We start from the raw sequence: 23,933 nt of genomic DNA, 5'->3' as shown, positions 1-23,933 counted from the left end.
ATCACCATGCCTGATTTCCATATTCCGAACGACCCTGAGTGGAAGTGGGCGTACGACGCCATCCTGTTCACCGTCGGTGAGCAGTTCCCGAAGGCCGACCCGACGACCCTGCGGGCCATGGGCGACGAGCTGTACGGGTTCACCAACCAACTGCTCAACGGTGTGGCGGCGACGGCGGGCATCGCCGGTGCGGTGAACAACCACCTCGAAGGGCCCGCGGCGGACGCGTTCAACCAGTTCAGCGGTGAGATCACCAGGACCGTTCCCGCCGGTGGGAACATCTCCACGGCAATGGGCGGCGCGGCGTACGACTTCGCGTTGAACTCCGAGTCCACGCAGTACAACATTGTCATCGCCGCCTTCACGCAGGTCGTGGAGATCTCGATCGCCCTGGCCTCCGGATTCGGCGCCGCCGCCGTGCCCGCCCTGATCAAGATCGGCCAGAAGATCGTCGGGGCCCTGATCGACAACCTGCGACGCCGCCTGCAGAACACGCTGATGATGATCGCCTTCGAAGCTGTCGAGGAGGGCCTGGAGGAGTTGTGGCAGAGCGCCGCGGCGCAGGTCACCCAGATCCTCGAAGGCAACCGCAGGAGCGTCGACTACAAGGACCTCGCCATGGCCTTCGCCGGCGGTGTCTTCATCGGCGGCGGCGTCGCCGCCGTGCACGCCGTCGGCGGGAAACTCTTTCCGAAGATCAACCAGAACGTGATCAGCCGGGAAACCCTCTCCGGCCTTGGCGAGACCCTCTTCGAGGGCCTGTTCACCATGATGGTCGGCGGAGGCGGCTTCAACCCCTTCGCCACCCTCTCCTCGTCGGTCATCGGCGGCATGGCCCACCACTACGCCACCCAACTCGGCAACCAGGTCAACCCCAACCTCAAGGCGCTGCCCCCAGCGACGTCCACGGGGATCGAGTCGACCAGCTCCGCTGCCCCGCCGGTCGCCGTGGAAGGTCCACCCCCGCCGTACGCAAGCAAGGACCCGAAGAACGCCGCTCCTACCTCACCGGTCGCGGTAAAAGGCCCACCCCCGCCGTACGAGAGCATCGACCAGAAGAGCTCCGCCCCTGCCTCACCGGTCGCGGTAAAAGGCCCACCCCCGCCGTACGAGAGCATCGACCAGAAGAGCTCCGCCCCTGCCTCACCGGTCGCGGTGAAGGGCGCATCGGCCCCGACTGGCGCGGCCACGAAGTCAGGCATCGGGACAAGCGCGGGCTCCAACGTCGGCGTCGGCGTCGGTACGAACGCAGGCACGCCCACCGCGACCTCGACGGATGGCACTACGACCGCGCAGCCGAGCGCCACCTCCCCCAACGGACCGACCACCGGCCCCGTCGCCAGTCCGGCAGCCAATCCCACCGCCGGTCCGACGACCAACCTCGCCACGATCCCGACCGTGAGCACCGGCACCACTCCGCAGACTGCGGCGTTCCCGAATCAGGCGGTCGGCACAGGCACCAACACGGCCGCCGCCCACACTCCCGTCACCACCCCGGCGAGCACCACGGTCCCGGGCGTCGACAGCGCACAAACGCCGCGACCCGAAGCGCCCAGGCCAGAGACGGGGGCTGGCCAGACGACCGCCGGCACCACCAACACCGGCACGAACGTCGTCGGAACCCCGGTGACCGGCGGACTGCCCGGCTTCGACACCGTCACCTCAGATCCGGCCCACCCCACCACAGGCACACCACACGGCAATGCGCCCGCCGAGTCGAACCCCCTGCCTTCCCCGACGGCGACGCCTTCCCCAGCGGCGCAGCCACCGCTGCACTCACCGGCCGACCCGCCCGCCGTTCCTTCGTCACAGCACGGGGCGACCTCAGCACCCGCACCCGCAGCACCCGCCACCGAAACACCCGCCACGCCCACCGCACCCCCAACCCAGCCAGCGCCCGGACCCACAACACCAGCCACCGAAGCGCCGGCCGCGCCCGCAATACCTGCGACCGAAGCACCCGAGGCACCCGCAGCACCCGCAATAGCCGCGACCCAAACACCGGCCGTACCCGCGATCCAAGTACCCACCGCCATCCAGGAATCGGATGGACTAACCCCTCAAGCTCCCGGCTTGCAGCCCTCGATCGCACCCCCGGCAAGTACCTCCCCGGCCCCTCAAGGCCCGCAGGACCCGCAGAATGACGGCAAGGCCCAGACAAAGACACCCCTCGGCCAAGCGACTTCGGCCCCCGCGTCGAAGCCAGGCCTCCAGGTCGATCTACCCACCGTGGAGTCTCTCGCCGATCTTGAACAATGGCCTGCCGGAACGTACGTTCAGGCCACTTTCCGCACCACGACCAGCCCGCCGGTCACACCGCAGCCCCAGCCGATCCCGCCGACCCGCACGACCACCGCAGCCGACGTCCACACCCCGCCGCGGCCGGAGCCGGAGTCGACACTGACCCATGCCGCCAGTCCCGACGCCCGTACCCGCGACGACGGACCACCTCTGGTCAACGATCTGAGCCGGAAAGACGACGGACGTTGGTACGCCGATGGGGCGGAACTGGTGATCCGGGATCTACCCGCCAGCCGTACCGTGATCGCGTTGCTCTCTGACGCCGACGTGGCGTCACTGGCCGGCACCGATTGGCTACCACCGGGACAGTTGCCAGTGGTATTGGCTCGCGGGGAATGGGATGTCATACGTGTGCCGGTACGCGACCCGGACGGCAGTGTGCGCGACGTCTTCCTCAACCCGGAGCAACTGGCCCTGGTCACCGCAAAGATGCCGGGTGTCGATGTGGGTTCGGTGGTGCTGGTCTCCTGTGGTACCGGCGCGACAAGCGGCGGCTTCGCCCACCGGTATGCGACAGCACGCAACGACGATGTGCTAGCACAACCGGACGGAGTTATCGCCGGCAAAGTGAGCCAACCGGGGCAGCCCATCACAGTAGGCGGCCAGCCCTGGTCGCTGTTCGTGCCGAACGGCCTCGGCGGCGAGGGATGGGACACCCTCAACGACACAGAAGTGCCGATCGACGGCTTCCTGGCGGTGGACGATGCGAACCCCACGGACAACACCGGTCTGCATCTGAGCGGTAGGTGGGACGGACGCGGCGGGAATGGCCATTCGGCCTATTACGAGGGCGCGCTGATACCGCCGGGGCCGCAGGAGGACCGCCGCTCCATGGAGTACGAGGCCACGCCCGGCCACCCGGATCAAGCCGCCGCCGCCGAGTCGAATTTCGCGGCGCCCCAAGGCGTTGGCAGCTATCCGGGAAGCGTTGTTCCGGACCACGCCGTCCGGCTCGGCCCTGCCTCCACCGTTGATCGAATTGATCGGCTCCTGATTCCCCAACACCTCTCGGACATGCCTAAGTGGATTCGTCAGCGAGTCGACAACGGTGAGTTTCCTGTGCCGTTCTTCATGGACGATGCGATGGATGACGCCGCGAGCAATGTCCCGTTCGGCGTGGAGATTGAGTTCACGATTCCTGCAACGGACCGGGAGGCCGATGGAGAGTCATTCCAAGTAGATGAAATACTCGAGTTTATCGGCAAGGAATTGCACGAAGCTGGACTGACCGCGTCAGCGGAGCAGCAGTCCCAACATTCTAGAGCCGAATCGGACCGATGGCTCTTTGAGACTGACAGCACGGTGGATGGGGAGATAGTCTCACCAATTTTGCGTTCGTCGCCCGCGACCTGGGACGCAATCAGAAAGATCGAGCAGATTCTGGCGAAAGCCGGTGCGGTGGTCCATCTCGAAGATCCAGTTACAATCCCGGAATCCACCGGTCATACGATCTCGATGGAGGCCGGCGGACATGTTCACGTCAGTTCGGGGTTTTATGCCCAAGCGGACGGCGCTACCGCCTACAAAAGACTGGCCGGCCTTTTCCACCGGGACGAAGAGGTGCTGTACCGCCTTGCTGGTAATCCACTGTCGGAGTTCCAGCACAGCTTCGACCAGCGGAAGCCGGGGTGGGACACCGGCATGCCCTACTCCGCCGACCCGGAGGCGGTGATCGACGCCCACCTTGACAGGAAGCTCGGGCTGTCCTTCAACCAGGTGGCCCTGCTCCAGGAGGATCATCCCGAATGGCGGCTGTGGCGCGGTTCGCTGATCGCGGCCGTCATTCAGACCCACGTCAAGGTATCCGTCGGCCTGCAGCTCGCCGCACTAAGGGACCATGACGGGCTGGAATTCTCCGGTCAGATGCCAGCACTGGGATCGTTCCATCGGCCAGACGCGCGCCCACCCGATCCATACGGCGGATGGCGGATCCACGACGTCAACGACCAAACCGAATACGACGCCCTGTCCCGCCTCCTAAGGACGGCGTTCCATCGACAGCAAGACATGCTGCAGGCAGCGGCGCTCTTCTTCCTCAATGATTGGGCCACGGATAGTCGGGCGCGGTTGATCGGACCGGTCGCGAGAGTGAGGCCGTCGCGCGCCGCTTGGCCGGTCCGGCAGCGCGATGCTCAGATCGCCGAGCTGCTGGCCGGGTACCAGCCGCAGCTTGACCCCACCAGCACGCCGCTCCATGCCGTGAGCGGTGAGGGCGACAACGAATGGTACGCCGACGGTGAGCGGGTACATCTAAAGCAGATACCCAATCATCCCCATAAGGCTTATCAACTGCTGGCTGACAGCGAGTCGGCTGCACCGCTCAGCCCAGTGCCAGATGCAATCAGGAGTGCCGTCCCGATCGTCGTACGTGTCGACGGCGGAACCGTACGGTTCAGAACCGCCGACGACAGCGTAAACCCGCACGATGTTCGAATCGAGCCCGAGCGAGTCGCCCGCATCATCGAAGAAGGCGTCGACTACCGCGCCCAGCTACGGCTAGCACCACACGGTAGCGGCAAGTTCACCGAAAGGTATATTCAGACGTTCATCGATTCGCGCCCGGATTGGAAGGTGCGCGGCAAACCGGGAGTGCGGCCAGGGGACGTCTTCATCCCGGCAAACTACTTGTTCACTCCGCCACCCGACGCATCTGTTGACTCGCACGCCCCCTCGTGGGTGCGGTTCAGCAGCCCCCGGCCTGGGGGGCAGTTGCTCGTCGAGGTGGTTGCAGAGACGCTGCCTGCGACCGCGAATCCAGCATATGGCACATCGCACGCGACGCATGGATCGGCATCCTACGGAATTCCGATGTCTGGCACTGGAGCAGCTTTCAGTTACCCAGTCCACGCCGCTCCACCACAGCAGGCGTCTGCGGCTGCATACCCCGCTACGGCGCAGCATACGCAGCCTCCCGGCCCGTTGTCTCCTATCGACATTCAGTGGAACGGCTATAACTATCGATACTTCCGGGATAGTCAGGGACTGTGGTACACCCACTCCGATGGCCAGTTGGAACAGGTCCCGCCACCTGCCGGATACAGCGATCCGTGGTCGTCGCAACCGCAGATATATATGGCCCAAGTGCAGCACACCGATCTTGCCGGACTGCCGAACGTTGGCCTACTAATCCCCGACACAACCACCGATGGCGATCTGCGCACCCTGGTTGATCGGCTACAAGACCAAGCCAATCAACTGGATAGACGGATCAAAAAGACGGAAGCCGAGAGCCTAAAAGAGGTCTGGAAGCATTACCGAAAACGCCTGAGCTCTTTCACGCCTGAGTCCATCACGCCTGAAACCGTCAACCGCTACCGAGAAGAGCTGCGCGATCTCCTGCTGACTTACGACCAGGTTTTCCACTTGGCGACAGACCTCGAAGTCGACCTGCCCAATGTGGAGTCCTTCTTTCCCGATCTTCGGAGTCCTGCCGGCTTGCACGTTCAGGCCAGTTCCCCCACCGAGACCAGGCCGACAGTCACACCGCAGCCACTGGCACCACCGACAGAACCAGCAATTCCGCCTCCAACCGGCACCACCACCGTCAACCTCCCCGACTCACCGGCGCCAACAATTAGTTACGGCCACACTGGACGGGCCCAACCAGCCCGGAACTGGGCACCACCGGGTCACCCCCACACGCATGACCACGACAACGATCTGGCGGACGCCAGCGGGTCCACCCACGCCGACCGAAGCGCCGACCAACAGGACCTGGCATCGAAGCCATCCCCTACAAACGGCAGCAACAGCAGCGCCGACGACAGCACCGCCGCAGGCAACGACAGAAGGGTAAGGCTGCTTAGGCAAGCCCCCGAGTTGGCCGACGTCCTCGGCGCGTGGCCCGGTCACAACCGCGAACCGAGCCTGCCGGAGGAGGAAAAAGCCACGTCGGAGAAGAACCCAGGTGGGGTCACCGTCGGCGGATCGTCGCACATCCTGGCGCTGAGCACGGCCCTCGGCGAGACGAGTGACGTAGAAGCCCTGACTTCGACAATCGCTAACTTCGTCACGGAGGCCATCAGCTGGTCGGCCGACATCAGCCGGCTGAGTCAACAGGTCATTACCGCGGTCGACGCCGATAAGTCGACGCTCGAGCGGGCCCGGAAGGAGGGCAAAAAAGCCGCCGCGCTGCGTCAGCAAGCCACGCGGTGGGTCAGGGACATCGAGAGCCAGCACCGCCGGACCGGCGAGGACATAAGATATATCCGGGATAGAAATAAAACCCCCCAGGGCGACGCCGACAAGGAGGTTGGTCAGCGTGAGCAGGGTGATACGTCGGCCTGGCGCGAGGCATGGGAGAAGGTCGCCGGTAAGGCCCCCGAGTCCGTTCAACATCTCGAAACCCGGTTCCGAGACGCGGTTCGTTCGAGCCCGATGGCGGGTGCCGAAGAGGGCGCCAGTTACCTCGAATACCTGGAGAATTACCTGCGGGTTGCGGAACAGGCGTACCAGGCCACCAACCGCGCGTGGCGTGATGCCGAGCGGCTTTTCACCGGCTGCGGCGAGCTAACCGCGTTAAAGGAAAAGAGCCGCCGCCTGGTAAACAGGCTGATGGATGCCAGCTACGACGCCCGCTTGGCCCGCGACCGTCAGGCCGGCACCGAGCAGCAGGACTCCCTAGCCCACGCCCTCCAGTCCAGCCAAACTATCGTCGAGGAGCTTAACAAGACGCGGAATCGCGCCAGGGAATTGGCTCAGAACTTGAAGCACGGGGGACTCGTCGTCGAGACCAAGGCCGCCGTGAAAGCCGCAAGAAATGCCCTCGGTGCAGCAAACGCCCACCAAGCGAGGGCGGGCGTCGCGCGCAAGCACATTAAAGACAGCCTCATAAAGGTAGACGAGCTCATCGACGGGTCGTACGCGCGGATGATGAACATCCTCGACTCGGCTGATCGCCCCCCCACCCAAACCGACAACGTCATCCCGCCGACGAACCGGGCGCCGGATAACGAGCCCCCCGTCACACCACCGCCGAGCACCGTGGATCAGACAGTCCCCGCCTGGCATCCGGCCCCCGCCCCAGCCGACTCCAGCCAGTCGACCGACCTGCCCGACGAGCCCTCCGTTCCAGCCCCCATCCTGACATCCACCGGCCTGACACTGGCCGCGTCCGGCGCAGGCATGAGCGAGAACGAAGACTGGCACTTCGCCGATCGTGACGATCTTTACCAAGTGTTCTGCCACGCGAACAAGTACGCGCTAGTGGTCGGCGGTGCCTTCGTCGATGCGAGTGAGTTAGCTGCAATGATCACAAATGATCCGAAATGGCGGCCGGGCCTTTCGATCGTTCTCGACGCACCGAGGACCAGCATCGACCCGGACAGGGGTTTCGCGGCGCAGCTCGCCCTCGCCCTGCCCGGCATCAAGATCTTCGCGCGAAAAGAAACTTCGTCGACCGATCCCCGCGCCGACAGCTACGTCGAGCCGCCGCGGGGTTACGCGAGAAAGGGGACGTTGGACCCCGACGACCTCTTCGTTCAGTTCGAGGCCACGCGGGACAGCGGGGGTCAGCTTGCCGTCGCCGTTACCGAGCTGTCGCACATCCCCTGGCAGGACACGGCCCTCGACGAGACGAAGCACGCAGAAGACGTGACCATGACAATCACTAACTTAATCACGGAGGCCAGCAACTGGTCGGCCGAAATCAGCCGGCTGAGTCAACAGGTCAGCACCGCGGTTGCCGCCGACGAGTCGATGCTCGTGCAGGCCCGGGAGTGGGGCAAACAAGCCGCCGAGCTGCATCAGGAAGCCACGGGGTGGGTCTGGCACGTCGAGGGCCAGCACCACGAGACCGGCGAGGCCATAGAACTCATCCGGAAGATGAGTAATACCGCCCAGGGCGACGCCGACAAGGAGGTCGGTCAGCGTGCGCAGGAGTACGCCGATCGGGCCACCGAGTCCGTTCAACAGTTTGAAAGCCTGGTCCGATCCGTGGAGGACGCTGGGTACCTCGATTACCTGAAGGCTTACCAACAGGCTGCGGAACGGGCGTACCAGGCCACCAACCGGGTGCGGCGAGATGCCGACCACCAGCTCCTCGCCGGCCGCGACGTGCTGGTCACATTGAACGAAATCAGTCGCGGTTGGGTGGACAAGATAGTGGAGGCCGGCTACGCCGCCCGCTCGGCCCGCGACCGTCAGATCGGCATCGATCAGAAGACTTTACTGGCCCACGCCATCCAGCCCAGCCAGAAACACGCCGAGATAAAGCAGGCGCGGAATCGCGCCGTGGAACTGGCTCAGAACTTGAAGCGCCGAGGATTCGTCGCCGAGACCAAGACCGCCGTGGAAGCGGCAAGCAATCTCCTCAAGGAAGCGACCGACCAGCAAGAGGCGGCGAGCAACACGTACCATAAGGCGATCACTGACCTCGCCGAAGCGGACGAGCTCTACAACGTGTCGCATTCGCGGATCCTGGACCTCATCGATGTGGTTGATCGCCTCGACGCCGACTCCGACTACATTCCGCCGCCGATTCCGCAGCCGAATGACGACTCCTCAGACAAGAGCGACGACGAGCCCTCCCGCGACCTCCCCCACTCCCCGGCACCGGCCACCGCCGAGCTCGCGCTGCTCGACGCTCCCACCGAACACGCCTTCGTCTCCGCCGTCAGCTACGACCCCGACGGACGACCCCAGCCAAACCTGTACCAGCGCAGCACCTGGCTGACCCACCACACCCACCCCGCCCCTCACCCATCGGCCGGCGACACCGACTTTGTGTCCGCCACGTACCCGCAACTCAACAAGCCGGAGGTACCGCGCGACTCGGCGCTGGCCGCGCTCCGGGACACTTTGGCGGCACTCGACACCGATGTCGCGGCTCCGTCAGGCCTCGACGGCAATCAGGAGCGGGGCTCCGAGTACGAACAGTACGACGTGGTGCGATCCGCCCCGGAGCGGCCGGAGACCCCGACCAGTCCGAACGAGCCGGCCCTCGCGTCGGATCCGACCCCCGCGACCCACCTGCGGGAAGCGCCGCGGCAGGAGGCCGCCGAGGAGTACGAGCGGCATCTCGGCAGCCACTCTGCCCAATCGGACCGGGCGCGACGGGCAGCACACACCACAACGCCCACACCCGCATCAACGGCGGCGGCGGAACCCGCGACCGACGTCAACATCCCCTCGCGCGGGCCGGAGCCTTCCGCACCGAACCAACTCTCCCCACCCGCTCAGACCACTGCCCCCACCTGGACGAACCCAGCGGCCAATCCCGAGCCGTCGTCGCAGCCGCAAATGAATTCGGAGAACCGTACCTTTCTCGACAGCGACAGCGACAGCGACGGGATCGGTCTCGACGCGCCCGACGCACTGAACGCCACACCCGCGCCGTCGTCCGAGCCGCCGCCGCCCTTTCAAGACGAGGTGGCCACGTTCCCGCTGGATCCACCCCCCGCATCGGTTTGGAATGCGGAGCCGGATGATCCAGACCCGACGCTTTACGACGGCGGGTTGATACTGGAAGACAAGCGCGCCCTGCTCGGTTCCGTCGCCCAGTTTTACGCCACCGACCAGCGCTACAACGTCCATGCGCACGGGAACAGAAAAGAAGTCCGGGTCGGCGACTCGCACGTCAGCCCCGAGGCCCTGGCTCGCATGATCCTCAAGGATCCGAAGTGGGGGCGCCGTCCAGTTTTACTACTGGTCTGCGAGACCGGCGCCGGCGGGAGGGATGCCTTCGCGAGGGAGGTCTTCCGAAAACTGGGCAGCACAGTTCCAGTTATCGCGCCGGAAGGATTTGAATACGTCACCTACACCGGGCACACATACTCAAGATCGAAGCCTAGCAGCGCGCAGGACCCTCAGTCACCGAACGAGCCGCATGATGACAGCCGCTTTGTGGCGTTTATGCCCAATCGTGACGACCCGGACGAAGTCGTCATTACCCGACTGTCGCACATTCTCGGGCCGGAAGACACGTTCGACGGGCCGGACGTGAAAAGCGTGATCGCGACAATCAATCGTTTCGCCGTCGACACCAACGGCCTGGTGGCCGATATCGCCAAGGAAGCCGAGACCGCCAAGGAACATGGGCGGCTCATTCAGGAGCTCGAAAGCGCCGGATCGACGGCCGAAGAGCTGGTAACGAAAGCCCTTGAACTCATAGAACAGTTGAAGACTGGGGAAAACACTACCGCCCTAAAGGACGCGGAAATGGCGCTCAGGAAAGGCCGCTACGCATCTGCGAGGGCCAACTCGCTGAAGAATTCCCTGCACAAAGACCACAACAGACTGCTCGAGTTGTCGAACAACAGTCGCAGCGGCGCAGTCGACGCCGCGAGGGCCCTTGACGATGCCATCTCGGCAGGCGCCGACCCGACCGACACCGCGCAGCAGACTGCCCTGGCTAGGGCTTTCCACCTTGGCCATATAGCCCACCGTGAGACAGCGAAAGCGCTGTTTGAAGCCGAACAACTGGCTTCAAATTGGAGGGGAGACGAGGTCCTCACCGAAATCCGGAAAATTCGGAACAGCGTGAGCAAACTACTTCACCAGGCGAAAGCCCAGCAACAGCCAGCACACGACGTAGAGCAGGGCACCCACCAGGTAGCGGATCTGGCCACCCCGACTCGATTCGCCCTGTCGCCTCCCATTTCCCGTTCGGCCCCCGTAACCCCCACTACAGCAGCGTCCCAGGGACCGACACCAGCACCAGCAGCGGCGGTGGAGACCGTCTTCGACGGCCACACCCCGCCGCCGGAGGTCGCCCACGCGACCCTCAGCCGAACTCTGGCGCAGTCGGTGATCGCGACGCTGAACGAAGTGGCGGACACAACCGCCGGTACGACTACCGCCGCAGCAGCCCAAACCGCCGTGGAAGCCGCGAACGGTTTGCTCAACAATGCGACCGCCACCGTCAGCTACGGCCTGGACGGGCGGCCCTGGCCACAACTATCTCCGGCCGGCCACTGGCACACCTCCGGCCCTCACCCCGGGGGCAGGAACGACGATCCGTACTCCGATGACGCGAAGTACGACTTGGTTCCGTTCGCGGATCGGCCGTCCAGTGCCGCCGAGGTGTCCACAACGCCACCGCCCCCCAACAACGGGAACACCAGTGGGGCCGCCACCATCATCCGGGACACCCACACCAGCGCGCCGGAGGCCACCCAGGTTCCCTCCGGGCTCGCGCTACTCGACGCCGACGAGACCGCCGACTGGGCCACCGCCAGAAACTACCCCGAGCATCCCGACGAGTACCGGGTCTTCGTCCACGGCAACCCAGACGGGGTCGTCGTCGACAACAAACTCGTCACGCCACAGCGACTCGCCGAGCTGATCAACGAGGATTCCCGCTCACACGGCAAACCGATCGCCCTGATCGGCTGCGACATCGCCAGCGGTGACACTGCCAGCGGTTACGACGTCCTCCTCGCCAACCAGCAGGGCATCACCGGAGTCTTCGCCCCGACCCGCAACGCCTGGGTACCCCGTAACGGTCACGGTCGCATCTTCAGCATGGCGAAGACACACACCCCCGACGGCCGCCCCCGACTCGACCGGTCCCAACCCGGAAACTGGCGACACACCACCCCCGGCAACCCACCAGTGATCCTTCCGGGCTACCACCTCCCCTCCACCCTGGAATCGAAGGCGGCACAGGGACGGGACACCTACCAACTACCGGACCCGGCCACACTGACAAGTTTCCCCCGACCAGCCCCACCCGCCCGCCCACATCCAAACCTCCCAAGAATCGAGGAAATCGCGGAGAAAATCCCAGCCGGCCTAAGGCTAATCACGCCGGGCGATCAAATGAACAGGATCCTTTCCGAAAGATACGATGATCGCCCCGATCGCTACCATGTTTTCGTACACGGAGACCTCAACGGGCGGAGAATTCGGGTCGGCAATGAGTATTTTTCTGTGGAGGAGTTGGCCTACCTGATTCGAGGAGACACTAGATGGCAGGGCCGTTTGATTCATCTTCACATCTGCATGGCCGGTGTTGATTTCGATGCCGGTTTCGCGGCTCGGTTCACCAAAGTGATGCGCGGAACTCGCGTACTCGGGGCGAATGGCATCGAAAGTATCAGTTGGTCCAGGTTCTCCCTTGTCACGCCGTTCGCGGGTTACGACCCCGACGGCCGCCTGTCACTGGCCAGGCCGCAAAAAGACACCCGCTACATGGTGTTCTGGCAGAACCCAAGTGACCCGGACCATTTTACCGTCACCCCGCTGAGGCACATCATCGGGCAAGATGAGCCCCTCGGCGAACTCGACGAGAACGGCTACACCGTCGTACACGGCGCGGCCACCGACACGCATGGCATAATTGAGGAAATTAAAAGACGCGAGAAGCTAGCCAGAGATGCCACGGATCAGATTGCCAAGCACATTGGACAGATCGACGATGATGTCGAGGCCTACAAGTCGAAGCTCAAGCGCGTCGAGGAATGGAAAGAGGATGCTGCTAGGTTGAGCGAGCATGCCGCCGGGCTGGTCGAGAAGGTCAAAGACGCCCGCAAGGCTCGGACTCGGTCTGGCCACTTCGCCGAAGGGTCGATCCAGCCGTACATCGATCTCCTGCATTATTACCACGTGGAAGCCAACCATGCGGAGTGGCATTCCATCGAATTGCAGAAGCTGGTCCACACCGCCATCAAATACCTCCGCGACAGCTATGAGCCGCTGACCGCGTTGAGGGACGAAGCCCGAAGCCGGGCGGACCAAGTTGCGAAGGCCGTGAACGACGCCCAAGTGACACGCGCCCGCGGCGGAAACGCGGACGAGATCTCCCTGAGCATGGCCGAGGCATTTCAACGGAGCGGTTCCGAACTTAGAAAGGCAAACGAGGCACGAAATCGCGCCAGGCAGGTGGTGGACAAGTTTCAGCATGACCTGAACCACGTTGGTGCCGAGGACATTAAGGCGATCGAGTGGTTCACCAGAGTGGGAGGACGCCGCCGGCAGGCGCTGGACGCGTACCAGCGGGTTATGGCGGCCCTCGACGCCGCTACCGAGGGCGGGCCGGCGACGGATCCGGGTGGCCGATCGTTCCTGGAACGTTTGCGCCGCCAGGGGCCAAGAAGTTGATCTAGGTTTGAGGGCTGTTGCTGGCGCTGTCGGGCCCCGGATGTGCTCCGTCGAGAAGGTACGGAAACCGCAGCAGATCGCGTGGAACCTGACGTCACCTGCGCCGACGAAGCCACCGCCCTTTCGGGATGTTGTACGACCTACTCGAAGAGGGCTCGACAGCGACGCCTTCCGACCTCCGGGCCGGTTTCGCCGGATGACCCACGACCAGGAGAAAACACACATGACCACGACCGACGACCGGCTGGTCCCGGCATACCACCAGCTACTGCTGCGGGTGGCGGGGTGGGCTCCGGACGATACCGTCAGCGCCGCCCGGGGGCTGCTCGCCGAGGGGCGGATCGCCGAAACGGCCGGCGCTATCCTCGCCACCGTCCTCGCCGACCGGGTCCCGATCCGGCCCGACGACGCCGAGTTGCTGGTCCAGACCCTGCCGGACGTGCCAGCGGTGGTACAGCTCGCATCGGCGGTTCCGGCCACGGACGAGCGGGCCCGCCCGGCGTACGACTTCGCCCCCGTCCTGATGTCACCAAGCACCGCGCCGCCGCCGCTGGTGCTGGACCTCACCGCCCCGGGCTCCGACCTCGACGCCGCGGACGAGGCGGCGGTGGCGGCGCTTGGACAGCTTCCCGACGCGGTCGCCCTCTGGCGGGTCTGGCGCTCCCCCCACGCAGACCGGACGGATGCCGGCCCGGTCCGGGTGTACCTGCTGGAGACGGCGGCCGACGCCGCGCAGCTACCGGGCGCGACCGCCTGGCTGCAACAGACGCTCGTCGCGGCCGGGGTGTCGGACCCGCAGGTGGAGACGTACGGGCCGGGGGTCACGCTGCCGGCCTACCAGCAGGCGGCGCGCGGCCAAGCCGCGCTGCTCTGGGCTGCGGAGGCACCGCGGCCGGTCCCGATCGCCCGGGTCTTCGACTCGTACCACCCGGCCCTGGGCGGCCAGTTCGCCGCGGACCACCCGACCCTGTCCGCCGGTGACGAGGCCGCCCGGGTGCTGGCCTACCTCGACGCCGGAGAGGTGTTGCTGGCCACCACCGCCCGCGAGGGCGACGTCTTCGATCAGGAGGCTGGCCTCGTGGTGCCGATGAGCTTCCGTACCGACGGCACCTGGATCTGGACCGACACGGTCGCCTACTACCTACGGACGTACGCGCTCAGCCCGGACGCGGAACTGCTCGCCCACATCCGGGCGCTGGACCACCGCTTCCCGGCCGTCGACGCGGTGCGGGCGCACCGGGCGATGGTCGCCCTGACGAGCCCGGCTCCCGCCGCCGAAGCCCCGGCCGGCCGCGGGTAAGAACGGGACCAATCGAGGGCTCGTTGGGGCATCGAGGTCCCCGTACCCGGACAGGCGCCGGCCCGTCATGATCGAATGCCGGACAGATCCGTCCGCACCGGGCGGTCCGGTTTCGACGCGAGGGTAGGGGTCATGACCGACCAGGCCGAGCTGCACGACGCGCTGCTCCGACTCGCGGGGCGGATTCCGGACAGCATGCTGGTGCGGGCCCGACTGCGCCTCGCCGACGGAAAGATCGACGACACCGACGATCTGCAGCCGCTGTTCGACATCCCGTTCACGTTCACCCCGGCGCCGCCGGATTCGGGCACTCTCGGCGTCAGCATGCCACTGGTGCTCGACCTGGTCGGGCAGAGCCTGGACGACCCGATGGACGAAGCGGCGCGGGCGGCCGTGGCAGAGCTGCCCGGCTCGGTCGCGCTCTGGCGCGCCTGGCGTACGGCACCGGCCTGGGCCGCACTCGCGATGCCACCCACCCGGCTGTACGTGGTGGAGGCCGACGGTGTCCAACCGCTGGTCACCGCGACGGTGATGCGAGCGCTGATCAGCGCCGGCATTGAGGAACCGCTGGTGGAGACGTACCGGCCAGGCCAAGAACTGCCGCAGCTTACCCGGCTGGCGCGCGGGACCGCCGCACTGCTGTGGACCCGGGCCGAGGCACCACCGATGCGCATCGCCCGGGTCTTCGATGTCGTGGACGACGACGGCGCGCGGTTCGATCCGGCGCACGAGCGACTCGACGACGCGGACCGGGCCCGGGTGGCGGCGTACCTCAATGCGGGCACGACCATCCTGATGACGACGGGCAGGCTGAACGATGTGGTCGAGCCGCAGCGGGGCGAGGTCGTGCCGATGAGCTACCGCACCGACGGTCGCTGGCTCTGGACCGACTCGACGACCTACTACCTACGCGAGTACGGCCTGGCTCCAGAACCGGACCTGCTGGCGGCCATCCGCGCCGCCGGGCCCCTCCTGCCCGCGCCCGACCCGGCCGACCAGCACCGGGCGCTGGCCGCGATCTTCCAGTCGCATGCCATGGCCCCGATCCCGACCGCGAAATGAGAGGTCGTCAAGGCGCTGCACGCGCTGCTGACGCCGTTGACCGTGACCGTTACGGTGCGAGCGTGCCGGATCGCTTGCAGTACGAGGTGGTGGACGTCTTCACGGACCGGCCGTACGGCGGGAACCCGCTGGCCGTCGTGCTGGACGCGGACGGGCTGACCCCGGCCGCCATGCAGTCGGTGGCCCGCGAGTTCAACCTGTCCGAGACGGTGTTCGTGTGCCGCCCCACCCGCAGCGACGCCGCGTACGCGGTGCGGATCTTCACGCCGACGACGGAGATCCCGTTCGCCGGGCATCCAACGATCGGCGCCGCGGCCACGCTGGTGCGGCTCGACCGCGTGCCGGCCGGCCGGGTGGTGCAAGAGTGCGGCCGCGGCCCGGTGCCGGTGGACGTTTCCGGCGGTGGCGACGGCGCCTCGCTCGAGGTGACAGGTGCCGACCTCGGTCGCGAGCTGGATCCCGCACCGCTGCTGGCGGCGGCCGGGCTGACCGCGGCCGACCTGACCGGCCCGCCGCCGCGGGAGGCCGGCTGCGGGATGACGTTTCCGTTTCTGCCGGTACGCCCGGACGCGGTGAGTCGCGCGGCGAATCGGCCGCAGCCCGGGGTGTCGCACCTCGCGGTGTTCGCGTGGGACGGGGACACCCGCACCGCGCACCTGCGGGCGTTTCTGCCCGGGTTCGGGGTCGCCGAGGACGCGGCGTCCGGGTCGGCGGTCCTCGGCCTCGGAGTGTGGCTGGTCGGGGCCGGGCTGCTGCCCGGGGATGGCGAGTCGGCGTACCACGTGCGGCAGGGCGCCGAGCTGTGTCGGCCGTCGCGGCTGGACGGCACGGTCACCGCGCGGGGCGGGGCGGTGCAGCGGGTACGGCTCGGCGGCGGAGTGCGGGCGATCGCGTCCGGCACGATCCGGGTGCCGCCGGACGGTCAGTCGACCGGACCGGACTGACAGGCGAAGACCACGAGCTGGGGCGCGGTCACCGGGCTCACCAGCAGCCAACGGACTGGGGTTGTTGATCCGGGGCGCCAGGGCGTTGCTGATCGAGCTCCTCGCGCTACGGCACGAGATAGCGATACTGCGCCGGCAGGTCCGGGCCGGCTGCGGCTGTCCTGGCCGGACCGGGCGATCCTGTCCGCCCTCGCCCTCCAACAAGTACCACCGGGCAGCCTGACACAATCTTCAAAACACCAGGTCAGAGCCGCTAGGCGAGCTTTGGCACCGTACACGCGCCCCGGCTCGTGATCGAGCCGGGGCGCGTGTACCGTGCGCTGGACGCCGAGCGAATCGCGGACAGCCGAGGTCGGTTCGCGAGCCGCGCAACGCTGGCAGTTTGAACTTGGTGGTGTGATACGGGTCCGCCGATTGGCCGGGCCGCGTTGAGCGGCCCGGCCATCGCTCGTCAGGCTCGAACCGGCAGCGTCCAGCTGCTACCCGAGCAGGAGCCCAGGTAGAGGCCGGACTGGCGGTTCGGGCTGGGCGCGGTCAGGCACAGGCCGGACGCGGTGTTCCTCAGCGTGTTGCCGGATTCGACGGTCCAGACCTGGGTCGCGTCCGTGGTGCTGCACGTGCCGGTGCCGACCTGCGTGCCGGACGCCGTGCCGCCACCGAGCGGCATCATGCAGGTGTTCTGTACTTCGAGGCGGCCGTCGGCGCGGATGGTCCACATCTGCGCGTTGGTGTAGTTGCACCCGTACAGCCACAGGCTGCTGTTCGGGCCGCCACGGTCGACGCAGTCGCCGACCGGGTGGATGATCAGCCCGGGCGCGCCCGGCGCGATGATCAGCCAGACGAACGACGCGGTGAACACGCCGCCCGTTGACTGCGCGCGCACCGACACCGTGTACCTGCCCGTGGTGGTCGGCGTGCCGGAGATCGTGGTGCCGGAGATGGTCAGGCCGGCCGGCAGGCCGGTCGCGGTGACGGTGGGCGTCGGGTTGGACGTGACGCCGATGACCAGCGACACGGCCTTCTCGGTGACGGACTGCTGCGTTACCGGCGTGGTGATTCGCGGTGCGGTCGGCAGCGTCCAGATCTGCAGGGCCATCGCCGCACAGTCCGCGAGCGTGAACTGCACGCCGCGGTTCAGCGACGGCGCGGTCAGGCATTTGCCGGAGGCCGGGTTGCGCAGTTCACCGTTCTCGGTCGCCTGCCATACCTTGTCTGCGGCGCCGTCGCAGCCGCCCCGCGTGATGAGCCCGGACGCGACCATGCAACCGTCCTGCACCTGCAGCGCGCCGTCCGTGCGGACGAGCCACCTCTGGTTGTCGCCGTCGCTGCAGCTCCAGACCAGAATCGGGTTGCCGTCCGCGGTCCCGCCGCCCGAGTTGTCCAGGCACCAGCCGCTCGGGTTGCGGATCTGACCATGCAAGACGGTCCACTGGAACGACGTGGCCCCGATGCCGCCGGCCGAGTCGGTGACCGTGACGATCGCGCCTCCGAATCCGATGGCCGTGGGCGTGCCGGACAGTACGCCGGTCGACGCGTTCAGGGTCACGCCAGACGGCAGGCTGGTGGCCGCGTACCGGCTGATGGTTCCGGCCGAACGCGCGGTGATGGTCAGCGCCGGGGCGGTGGTGGTCGCCCAACGCTGCAGCGTGACACCATCGAGCTTGACCGGGGCGGTCGGCAGGTTCCAGACCTGGTCGGCGCGGGTGGCGCAGGTGGCGATCGTGAGCTTGGTATTGATGTCCCCCGCCGGGGCCGTGAGGCACTTCCCGGTCGCGGTGTGCCGCAGCGTGCTGCCGGATACGGCCCAAACCTGCGCTGCCGCGGTGCCGCAGTCGCTCAGCACGACGGAGACGCCGTCGTCGGCCACGGTGACGCACTTGCCGAGCACCGCGAGGCGCCCGTCGGGCCGGACCGTCCACAGTTGTGCGTTGCTGCCGATGCAGTGGTAAAGCTGGATCGGGTTGCCGTTCTGGCTGCTGGCGTTGGCCGAGTCGGCGCAGTAGCCGTTGATGCCGAGGATCCGGCCGTCGCCGACCTGCCAGGTGAAGGACGCGGTGCCGGTCTGGCCGGTCTCGTTCGCCACGGTGAGGGTGACCGCGGACATCGTGCTCGTGGTGGCCGTACCGCTGATCATCCCGGTCGAGGCGTTGATCGACAGCCCGGCCGGCAGCCCGGTCGCGGACCAGGTGAGCCGCTGCGTGGTGTCCTTGTTCGAGGCGAACACGGCCTTGCGGACCGCGGTGCCCTTGAGCGTGCCCTGGAAGCCGGGGTTCTCCACCGAGACCACGTCAACGCCCAGGCCGGACGGCGCCTTGAACATTTGAAGCGTCCCGGCCGTGCAGGTCGCAAGCGACAGCGGCGCACTCCGGGTCGCGGACGCGGCGGTCAGGCACCGGCCGGTGGCTGGGTTGACCACCTCGCCGCTGCTCCGCGCGGTCCAGACCTGTGCGGTAGAGCCGTCACAGGTACGCAGCACCACCGCAGAGCCCGCGGTCATGCACTTACCCTGCACCTCGAACCGGCCGTCGGCGTGCGCAGTGAACAGCTGCGGGTCGTTGTTGAGGCACGTGTAGAGGATGAGCGGGTTGCCGTCCGTGGTGATGCCGCTCGTGTTGTCCACGCACAGTGAGCCCGGCCCGGTGAACGCTCCACGGCCCAGGATCACAGTCCAGCGGAACGACGTGGTGGTGCTGGCGCCGGCCGCGTCGGTTGCGGTGACCTGCGCGGTGCTGGTGCCTCCCGTGGTGGCGGTACCGCTGATCACGCCGGTCGTGGCGTTGATCGACAGGCCGGCGGGCAGACCGGTGGCGGCGAAGCGGGCCGCGGTCGGCGCGCTGATCTTCCTCAGCGTGATGGCCTTCCCGACCGCGGTGTACTGCGCGCCCGGGTTCGTGATGGCGGGGCCGCCGCACCGCGTGTTCAGCAGCCGGTCCGGCGATCCGGCGCCCGGGTCGGAGATCAGGCCGGTGGTGGCGCAGCCGACCAGCGCGTTCCGCACCTGCGCGGGCGTGGCCGACGGGTGTGCGGTCAGGTAGACGGCGGCGGCACCGGCCACGATCGGTGCGGACAGCGACGTGCCGCTCGACGCCACGGTCGCGTCGTCCGCGGTCCAGGCACCGGTTTTGATGCTGGTGCCGGGCGCGAAGATGTCGACGCACGAGCCGTAGTTCGAGAAGCTCGCGCGACGGTCCCGGTCATCGGTGGCGCCGATCACGATCGCCTCGGAGACGCGCTGCGGCGAGGTCGCGCAGGCACCGTTGTTCTGGTTGCCAGCCGCGATGACATACGTGACGCCGGACGCGGTCGACGCGCGGATCGCGTTGTCCAGCGCCTCCTGCGGGCCGGTGGACCAGCTCATGTTCACCACGGCCGGGCGCGGCGCGCTACTGGTGACCCAGTCGATCGCGGTCAACGCGTCCGCGGCCGCACCGGCGCCCTCGCAGCCGAGCACACGTACGGGATGCACGGTCGCCTTCTTCGCCACGCCGTAGACCGTGCCGGCGGCCGCGCTGGCCACTGCGGTGCCGTGCCCGCCGCAGTCGTTGTGGTCGGTGCCGGGGGTGCTGCCGCCGATCCGGCCGGCGAACTCGGAGTGCGTGGCGCGCACACCCGTGTCGAACACGTAGACGTGCGCACCAGAGCCGTCGTTGTCGTAGTCGTAGGTGCCACTGGGGGTACGGCCAGGCTGGTCGACCCGGTCCAGGCTCCACGAGGGGTTGGCCTGCGTGCCGGCGGCGGCGATCACCAAATCCGGCCGCACGGACACGACGCGGGCGTCATCCGCGAGCCGCTCGGCATCGGCCGCGGACATACGTACCGAGAAGCCGTGCAGCGCCGAGGTCCAGACATCACCGAGCTTGCCCGAGTAGTCGGCGGCCAGGTCGCGCGCGTCCGAGCGGATCCGGACGGCTTCGTCCGCCTTGACCGTGACGATATAGCTGCCGGCAATCGCCGTACCGGCTGGCGGGACGGCGCCCTTCACGGCCGCGGGCGTGGCAGGGGCCGCAGCGGCCACGGTGCTTGCCGGGGCGGCAGCAGCCTGCCGGGTGGCTGCCTGGCCTGTGGGTGCCTGGCCTGTGGGTGCCTGGCCTGTGGGTGCCTGGCCGGCGGGTGTGCCGTCGACCAGCATCGCCGCAGAGGTGTCCGAGTCATGGAAGAGCGGCGAGACCGCCACAGCGGTCAGGGCCAACAGCGGAAGCACCAGCAATGCGCTAGCCACCGGCAGAAGACGGTGCCGGGGCGCGGCACCCGGCTTTCGGAGATGATTCATACAGACGCTTTCTCTTGATTGAGGGCCGTCATCACTTACCGACACAAAGTGGCGAGATCGGCCGATGCCTTTCACAGCCGTGTCAAATCCTTTCGTTGTTGTTGGTCGTGGTGGTCAGGACGGCTTGGCGGCGGACCTGGTGACGGCACCCATCCCCGGTCGGGCCTCCTGGACGAGTTCCGAGCCGTCGGGTCATGGCCGGCCGGAACGCGGTCAGTAACCATCCGAAGCAGGCGGGATGTTGTGGTTCATCCGGAACATGTTGTCGGGATCCCAACGAGCCTTGATCCGCGCCAGCCGGTCGTACAGGTCGGCGCCATAAACGACGCGAACCGCAGCCGGGGTGGTGGCCTCGTCGGCAGACAGGAAATTGGGTAGGGACCGCTCGTCGGCCCACGGCCGCACCGCCTGGATGACCTTTGTCAGGTAGCCGCTGAGCCAGGCGGCCTGCTCCGCCGCCCCCACGCCGAACCCGAACAGCACGAACGGAAGCCCTCGGGGCGACACCGCGTTCGGCACTGCGGCCTGGCGGTCGAGGGCACCACCCAGAGCGCGGATCTCCACGCTCGCCAGTGGGCAGTCCGAGTCCGGACCGACGACGTCGAGGAGAGCGTCGACCGCCTCCGGCGGCAACGCGCGCAGCCCGGTCGTGCGGTCAACGTACGGCAGCGGATCCGCCGGATCCGCGTGAATCTTGCCAACCTCCCCGTACGGCATGTCGACCACACCGTCGAGCAGCACCGGGGCCGCAGCACGCATCGCCGCCACCAAGCACTTCCCCTCCTCGGTCGAACCGAGGTAGGCCACCCGCAACGCCACGACGAAGGCCCCGCGAATCGGCTCGGGCAGCTCCGGCGCGGACGGGAGGCGTTGGATAGCGACTGATGTCGTCATCTGCGCGGGAAGGCCGACTACCCATTCCCGCCAGGCGTGCAGAACCTCCGGTGCATGTTCGCCCGCGAAGTAGATCGCACCGCCGTAGAGCCTCCGCACCTCGAACAGGTCGGTCTCTATCGCCGTCACGACACCGAAGTTGCCCTTGCCGCCACGTACGGCGAAAAACAGATCCGGCTCGCTAGAAGCGGTGGCATGACGAAGCTGTCCGTCTGCGGTGACGATTTCGACGGCACGCACGGTGTCGGCCCCGTACCCTCTGGTGCGTCCCAGCGTGGGGCTCAGGCCACCCCCCAGTAGGTAGCCGACCGCCCCGACGGACATGGACGAGCCGTTCACCGGGGCGAGACCATGCGCCGCGGCCGCATCCACGACCTCCTGCCAATTTGTCCCGCCGGCAATCCGCACACACCGCCGGGCCACGTCCACCGTGGTGCCGACCATCCGCCGCAGGGTGATGAGAACGCTGCCGTTGGCTGGTTGCCGGACCTGATGACCTGTCGCCGAAACAGCCACCGGCATTCCCCGGCTACCGGCGAAGCGCACTGCGGCCTGCACGTCGGCGACGCAGGACGCACCAACCACCAGTGCCGGGCGCAACGGGTTGAGCAGGTTGTACGTCGCACACTCGGCGGCGAACCCAGGATCTGCGGGCAACAGCACTGGCCCTTGCACCGCAGCTGACAAGGGGGCGACGTCTCTACGAGTGAGCGTGGGCCGCGGGGCGTCGCCTCGATCAAGGTTCGCGGGTACCGACTCCACGTCGCTTGCCGGGGCCGGTCCGGAATCGGATGCAGTAATGGTGATCACGCTGCCTTTCTGGAGACACGGGAGTGCCCCACCCCGCGAATGCCGATCGTCGTCACCGGAGCCGTCGTATTCACCCGACCGCGGGCCGGAGGCCGGCACGGGCGTCGACAGCAGCGCACACGGTGCCCGAGGCGCCCACTCGGGCACCAGACCGATCACCGCTCATTCGATGGTCAACAGTGATCGTCCATGGGCGGCGAGACCGTAGCCGTCTGCCTTTGTGGATCCCTGGCGCGGGCTGCGCCATCGTTCATCGGTCGCGGCCGGGTCGCGCCGGACACGTCGATCGCGCCACCGCGACGGCTCGGCCGCGCGCTTCAGGTCGCCCATGCAGGCCGTCGTCGGCCGCCCTATTCGTGTGCGAAGCGGCGTCCAGGCGTGCGAGCACCCGTCCGTGCTCCGAGCGGTGGCGCGTTCTTGGTCACGTCCCGTATAGGAAGTTCAACCGATGTGGGTGCCGTTCGACGGCTAGACGATGTTCCGGACACATCCACATGGAAGGAACTGCCATGAGTATCGATGCCAAGCATGACTCTCTCGGCCTGTCGGCCCGGATTGTCGCGTGGTACGGCAAGCTGGCCGATGGTGACGTGATGGGTCTGCTGGAGTCCCTCGATCGCGACATCGAGTGGGTCGTGCCGGACGGGCTGCACTTCGGTGGTACCTACCACGGGCGGGATTCGGTGCTGGCGAACGTGTTCGCCCGCTTCAACAGCGAGTGGGACGGTTTCACCATCGAACCCGACGAGGTCTTCGAGGCCGGCGACGTGGTGATCGCCCTGGGCCACTATCGGGCTGCCAACAAGGCAACCGGCCGTCCGATGACGGCGCGATTCGCTCATGTCTGGCGGCTCCGCGACGGGCAGCCGGTGCGCTTCGAGACCATCCCGGACACCCACGCCATGGTGCGGACCATGGGCGTCGAGCAATCGTGACGTCCTGCAGTGCAGAGGTGACGTCAGTAGTTCGCGGCGTATCCGAGCGCCCGAACGCCTCGTCGATGGCGCGACGTGCACCGCGTCTTGCAGTAACCAGTCAATAACCGAGGTAGTGGGGGGCGACTGTCCCTGGAGACAGTCGACCCGCCCGCGTCGGGATCACGGCCCTCGTCGGCCTAGCTGTTGACGTCGCAGCTGGCACGTAGAGGTCAGCTCGACCCAAGTTCTTCTTCGACGTCGCGGCCTGTTCGTCTCAGCAACGGACTGTTCACGAGTGCCTTGAGCTTCACGCTGATGAACGGGCTTCTGTCCAGGGTGACCCAAGATGTGCACGTGCCGCGATCCCTGACGCGGGTCGATCACCGTGCGTCGGG

At 67.0% G+C, this 23,933-nt stretch carries 8 protein-coding genes; 5 read left to right on the top strand and 3 right to left on the bottom strand.

From position 1 onward, the window contains the following. Positions 1–6: 6 nt before the first annotated feature. The 4 genes from OG990_RS30400 (at position 7) to OG990_RS30385 (ending at position 16,647) form a co-directional block, all read left to right on the top strand. Positions 7–13,341 (top strand): hypothetical protein, encoded by a 13,335-nt coding sequence (locus OG990_RS30400; protein WP_406077933.1) that lies wholly within the window; start codon positions 7–9, stop codon positions 13,339–13,341. Positions 13,342–13,564: 223 nt separating this feature from the next. Beyond that, entirely contained in the window at positions 13,565–14,641 is a 1,077-nt protein-coding gene (locus tag OG990_RS30395) for a hypothetical protein (RefSeq protein WP_406077932.1), read from the top strand. A 132-nt stretch (positions 14,642–14,773) separates the two neighbouring features. Further along, positions 14,774–15,703, top strand: coding sequence for a hypothetical protein (locus OG990_RS30390; RefSeq protein WP_406077931.1), 930 nt, complete (start codon positions 14,774–14,776; stop codon positions 15,701–15,703). 62 nt (positions 15,704–15,765) lie between these two features. Beyond that, complete coding sequence (locus OG990_RS30385) at positions 15,766–16,647, top strand: PhzF family phenazine biosynthesis protein (RefSeq protein WP_406077930.1); 882 nt, start codon at positions 15,766–15,768, stop codon at positions 16,645–16,647. Between the two features lie 451 nt (positions 16,648–17,098). On the opposite strand, the gene OG990_RS30380 is transcribed toward OG990_RS30385, so the two are convergent. The 3 genes from OG990_RS30380 to OG990_RS30370 form a co-directional block, all read right to left on the bottom strand. Then, positions 17,099–20,866, bottom strand: coding sequence for a ricin-type beta-trefoil lectin domain protein (locus OG990_RS30380; RefSeq protein ID WP_406077929.1), 3,768 nt, complete (start codon positions 20,864–20,866; stop codon positions 17,099–17,101). Positions 20,867–21,130: 264 nt separating this feature from the next. Continuing rightward, on the bottom strand, positions 21,131–22,621 hold the full coding sequence (locus tag OG990_RS30375) for an FAD-binding oxidoreductase (RefSeq protein WP_406077928.1): 1,491 nt from the start codon (positions 22,619–22,621) through the stop codon (positions 21,131–21,133). 162 nt (positions 22,622–22,783) lie between these two features. After that, complete coding sequence (locus OG990_RS30370) at positions 22,784–22,951, bottom strand: hypothetical protein (protein WP_406077927.1); 168 nt, start codon at positions 22,949–22,951, stop codon at positions 22,784–22,786. A gap of 164 nt (positions 22,952–23,115) precedes the next feature. On the opposite strand from OG990_RS30370, the gene OG990_RS30365 reads away from it, so the two are divergent. Further along, positions 23,116–23,556: a nuclear transport factor 2 family protein gene (locus OG990_RS30365; protein ID WP_406077926.1), complete on the top strand. Its 441-nt coding sequence runs from the start codon at positions 23,116–23,118 to the stop codon at positions 23,554–23,556. The last annotated feature ends 377 nt before the right edge of the window (positions 23,557–23,933 follow it).

The organism is Micromonospora sp. NBC_00858 (assembly GCF_045207365.1).
Lineage (GTDB): Bacteria > Actinomycetota > Actinomycetes > Mycobacteriales > Micromonosporaceae > Micromonospora.
This window is presented reverse-complemented; position numbering and strand designations above follow the sequence as displayed.

What these genes read in the sequence shown, in the direction of transcription:
- OG990_RS30370 (WP_406077927.1), bottom strand. Translation starts at nt 22,951, where the DNA reads ATGGGCGACCTGAAGCGCGCGGCCGAGCCGTCGCGGTGGCGCGATCGA.
- OG990_RS30395 (WP_406077932.1), top strand. Translation starts at nt 13,565, where the DNA reads ATGACCACGACCGACGACCGGCTGGTCCCGGCATACCACCAGCTACTG.
- OG990_RS30400 (WP_406077933.1), top strand. Translation starts at nt 7, where the DNA reads ATGCCTGATTTCCATATTCCGAACGACCCTGAGTGGAAGTGGGCGTAC.
- OG990_RS30390 (WP_406077931.1), top strand. Translation starts at nt 14,774, where the DNA reads ATGACCGACCAGGCCGAGCTGCACGACGCGCTGCTCCGACTCGCGGGG.
- OG990_RS30365 (WP_406077926.1), top strand. Translation starts at nt 23,116, where the DNA reads ATGGAAGGAACTGCCATGAGTATCGATGCCAAGCATGACTCTCTCGGC.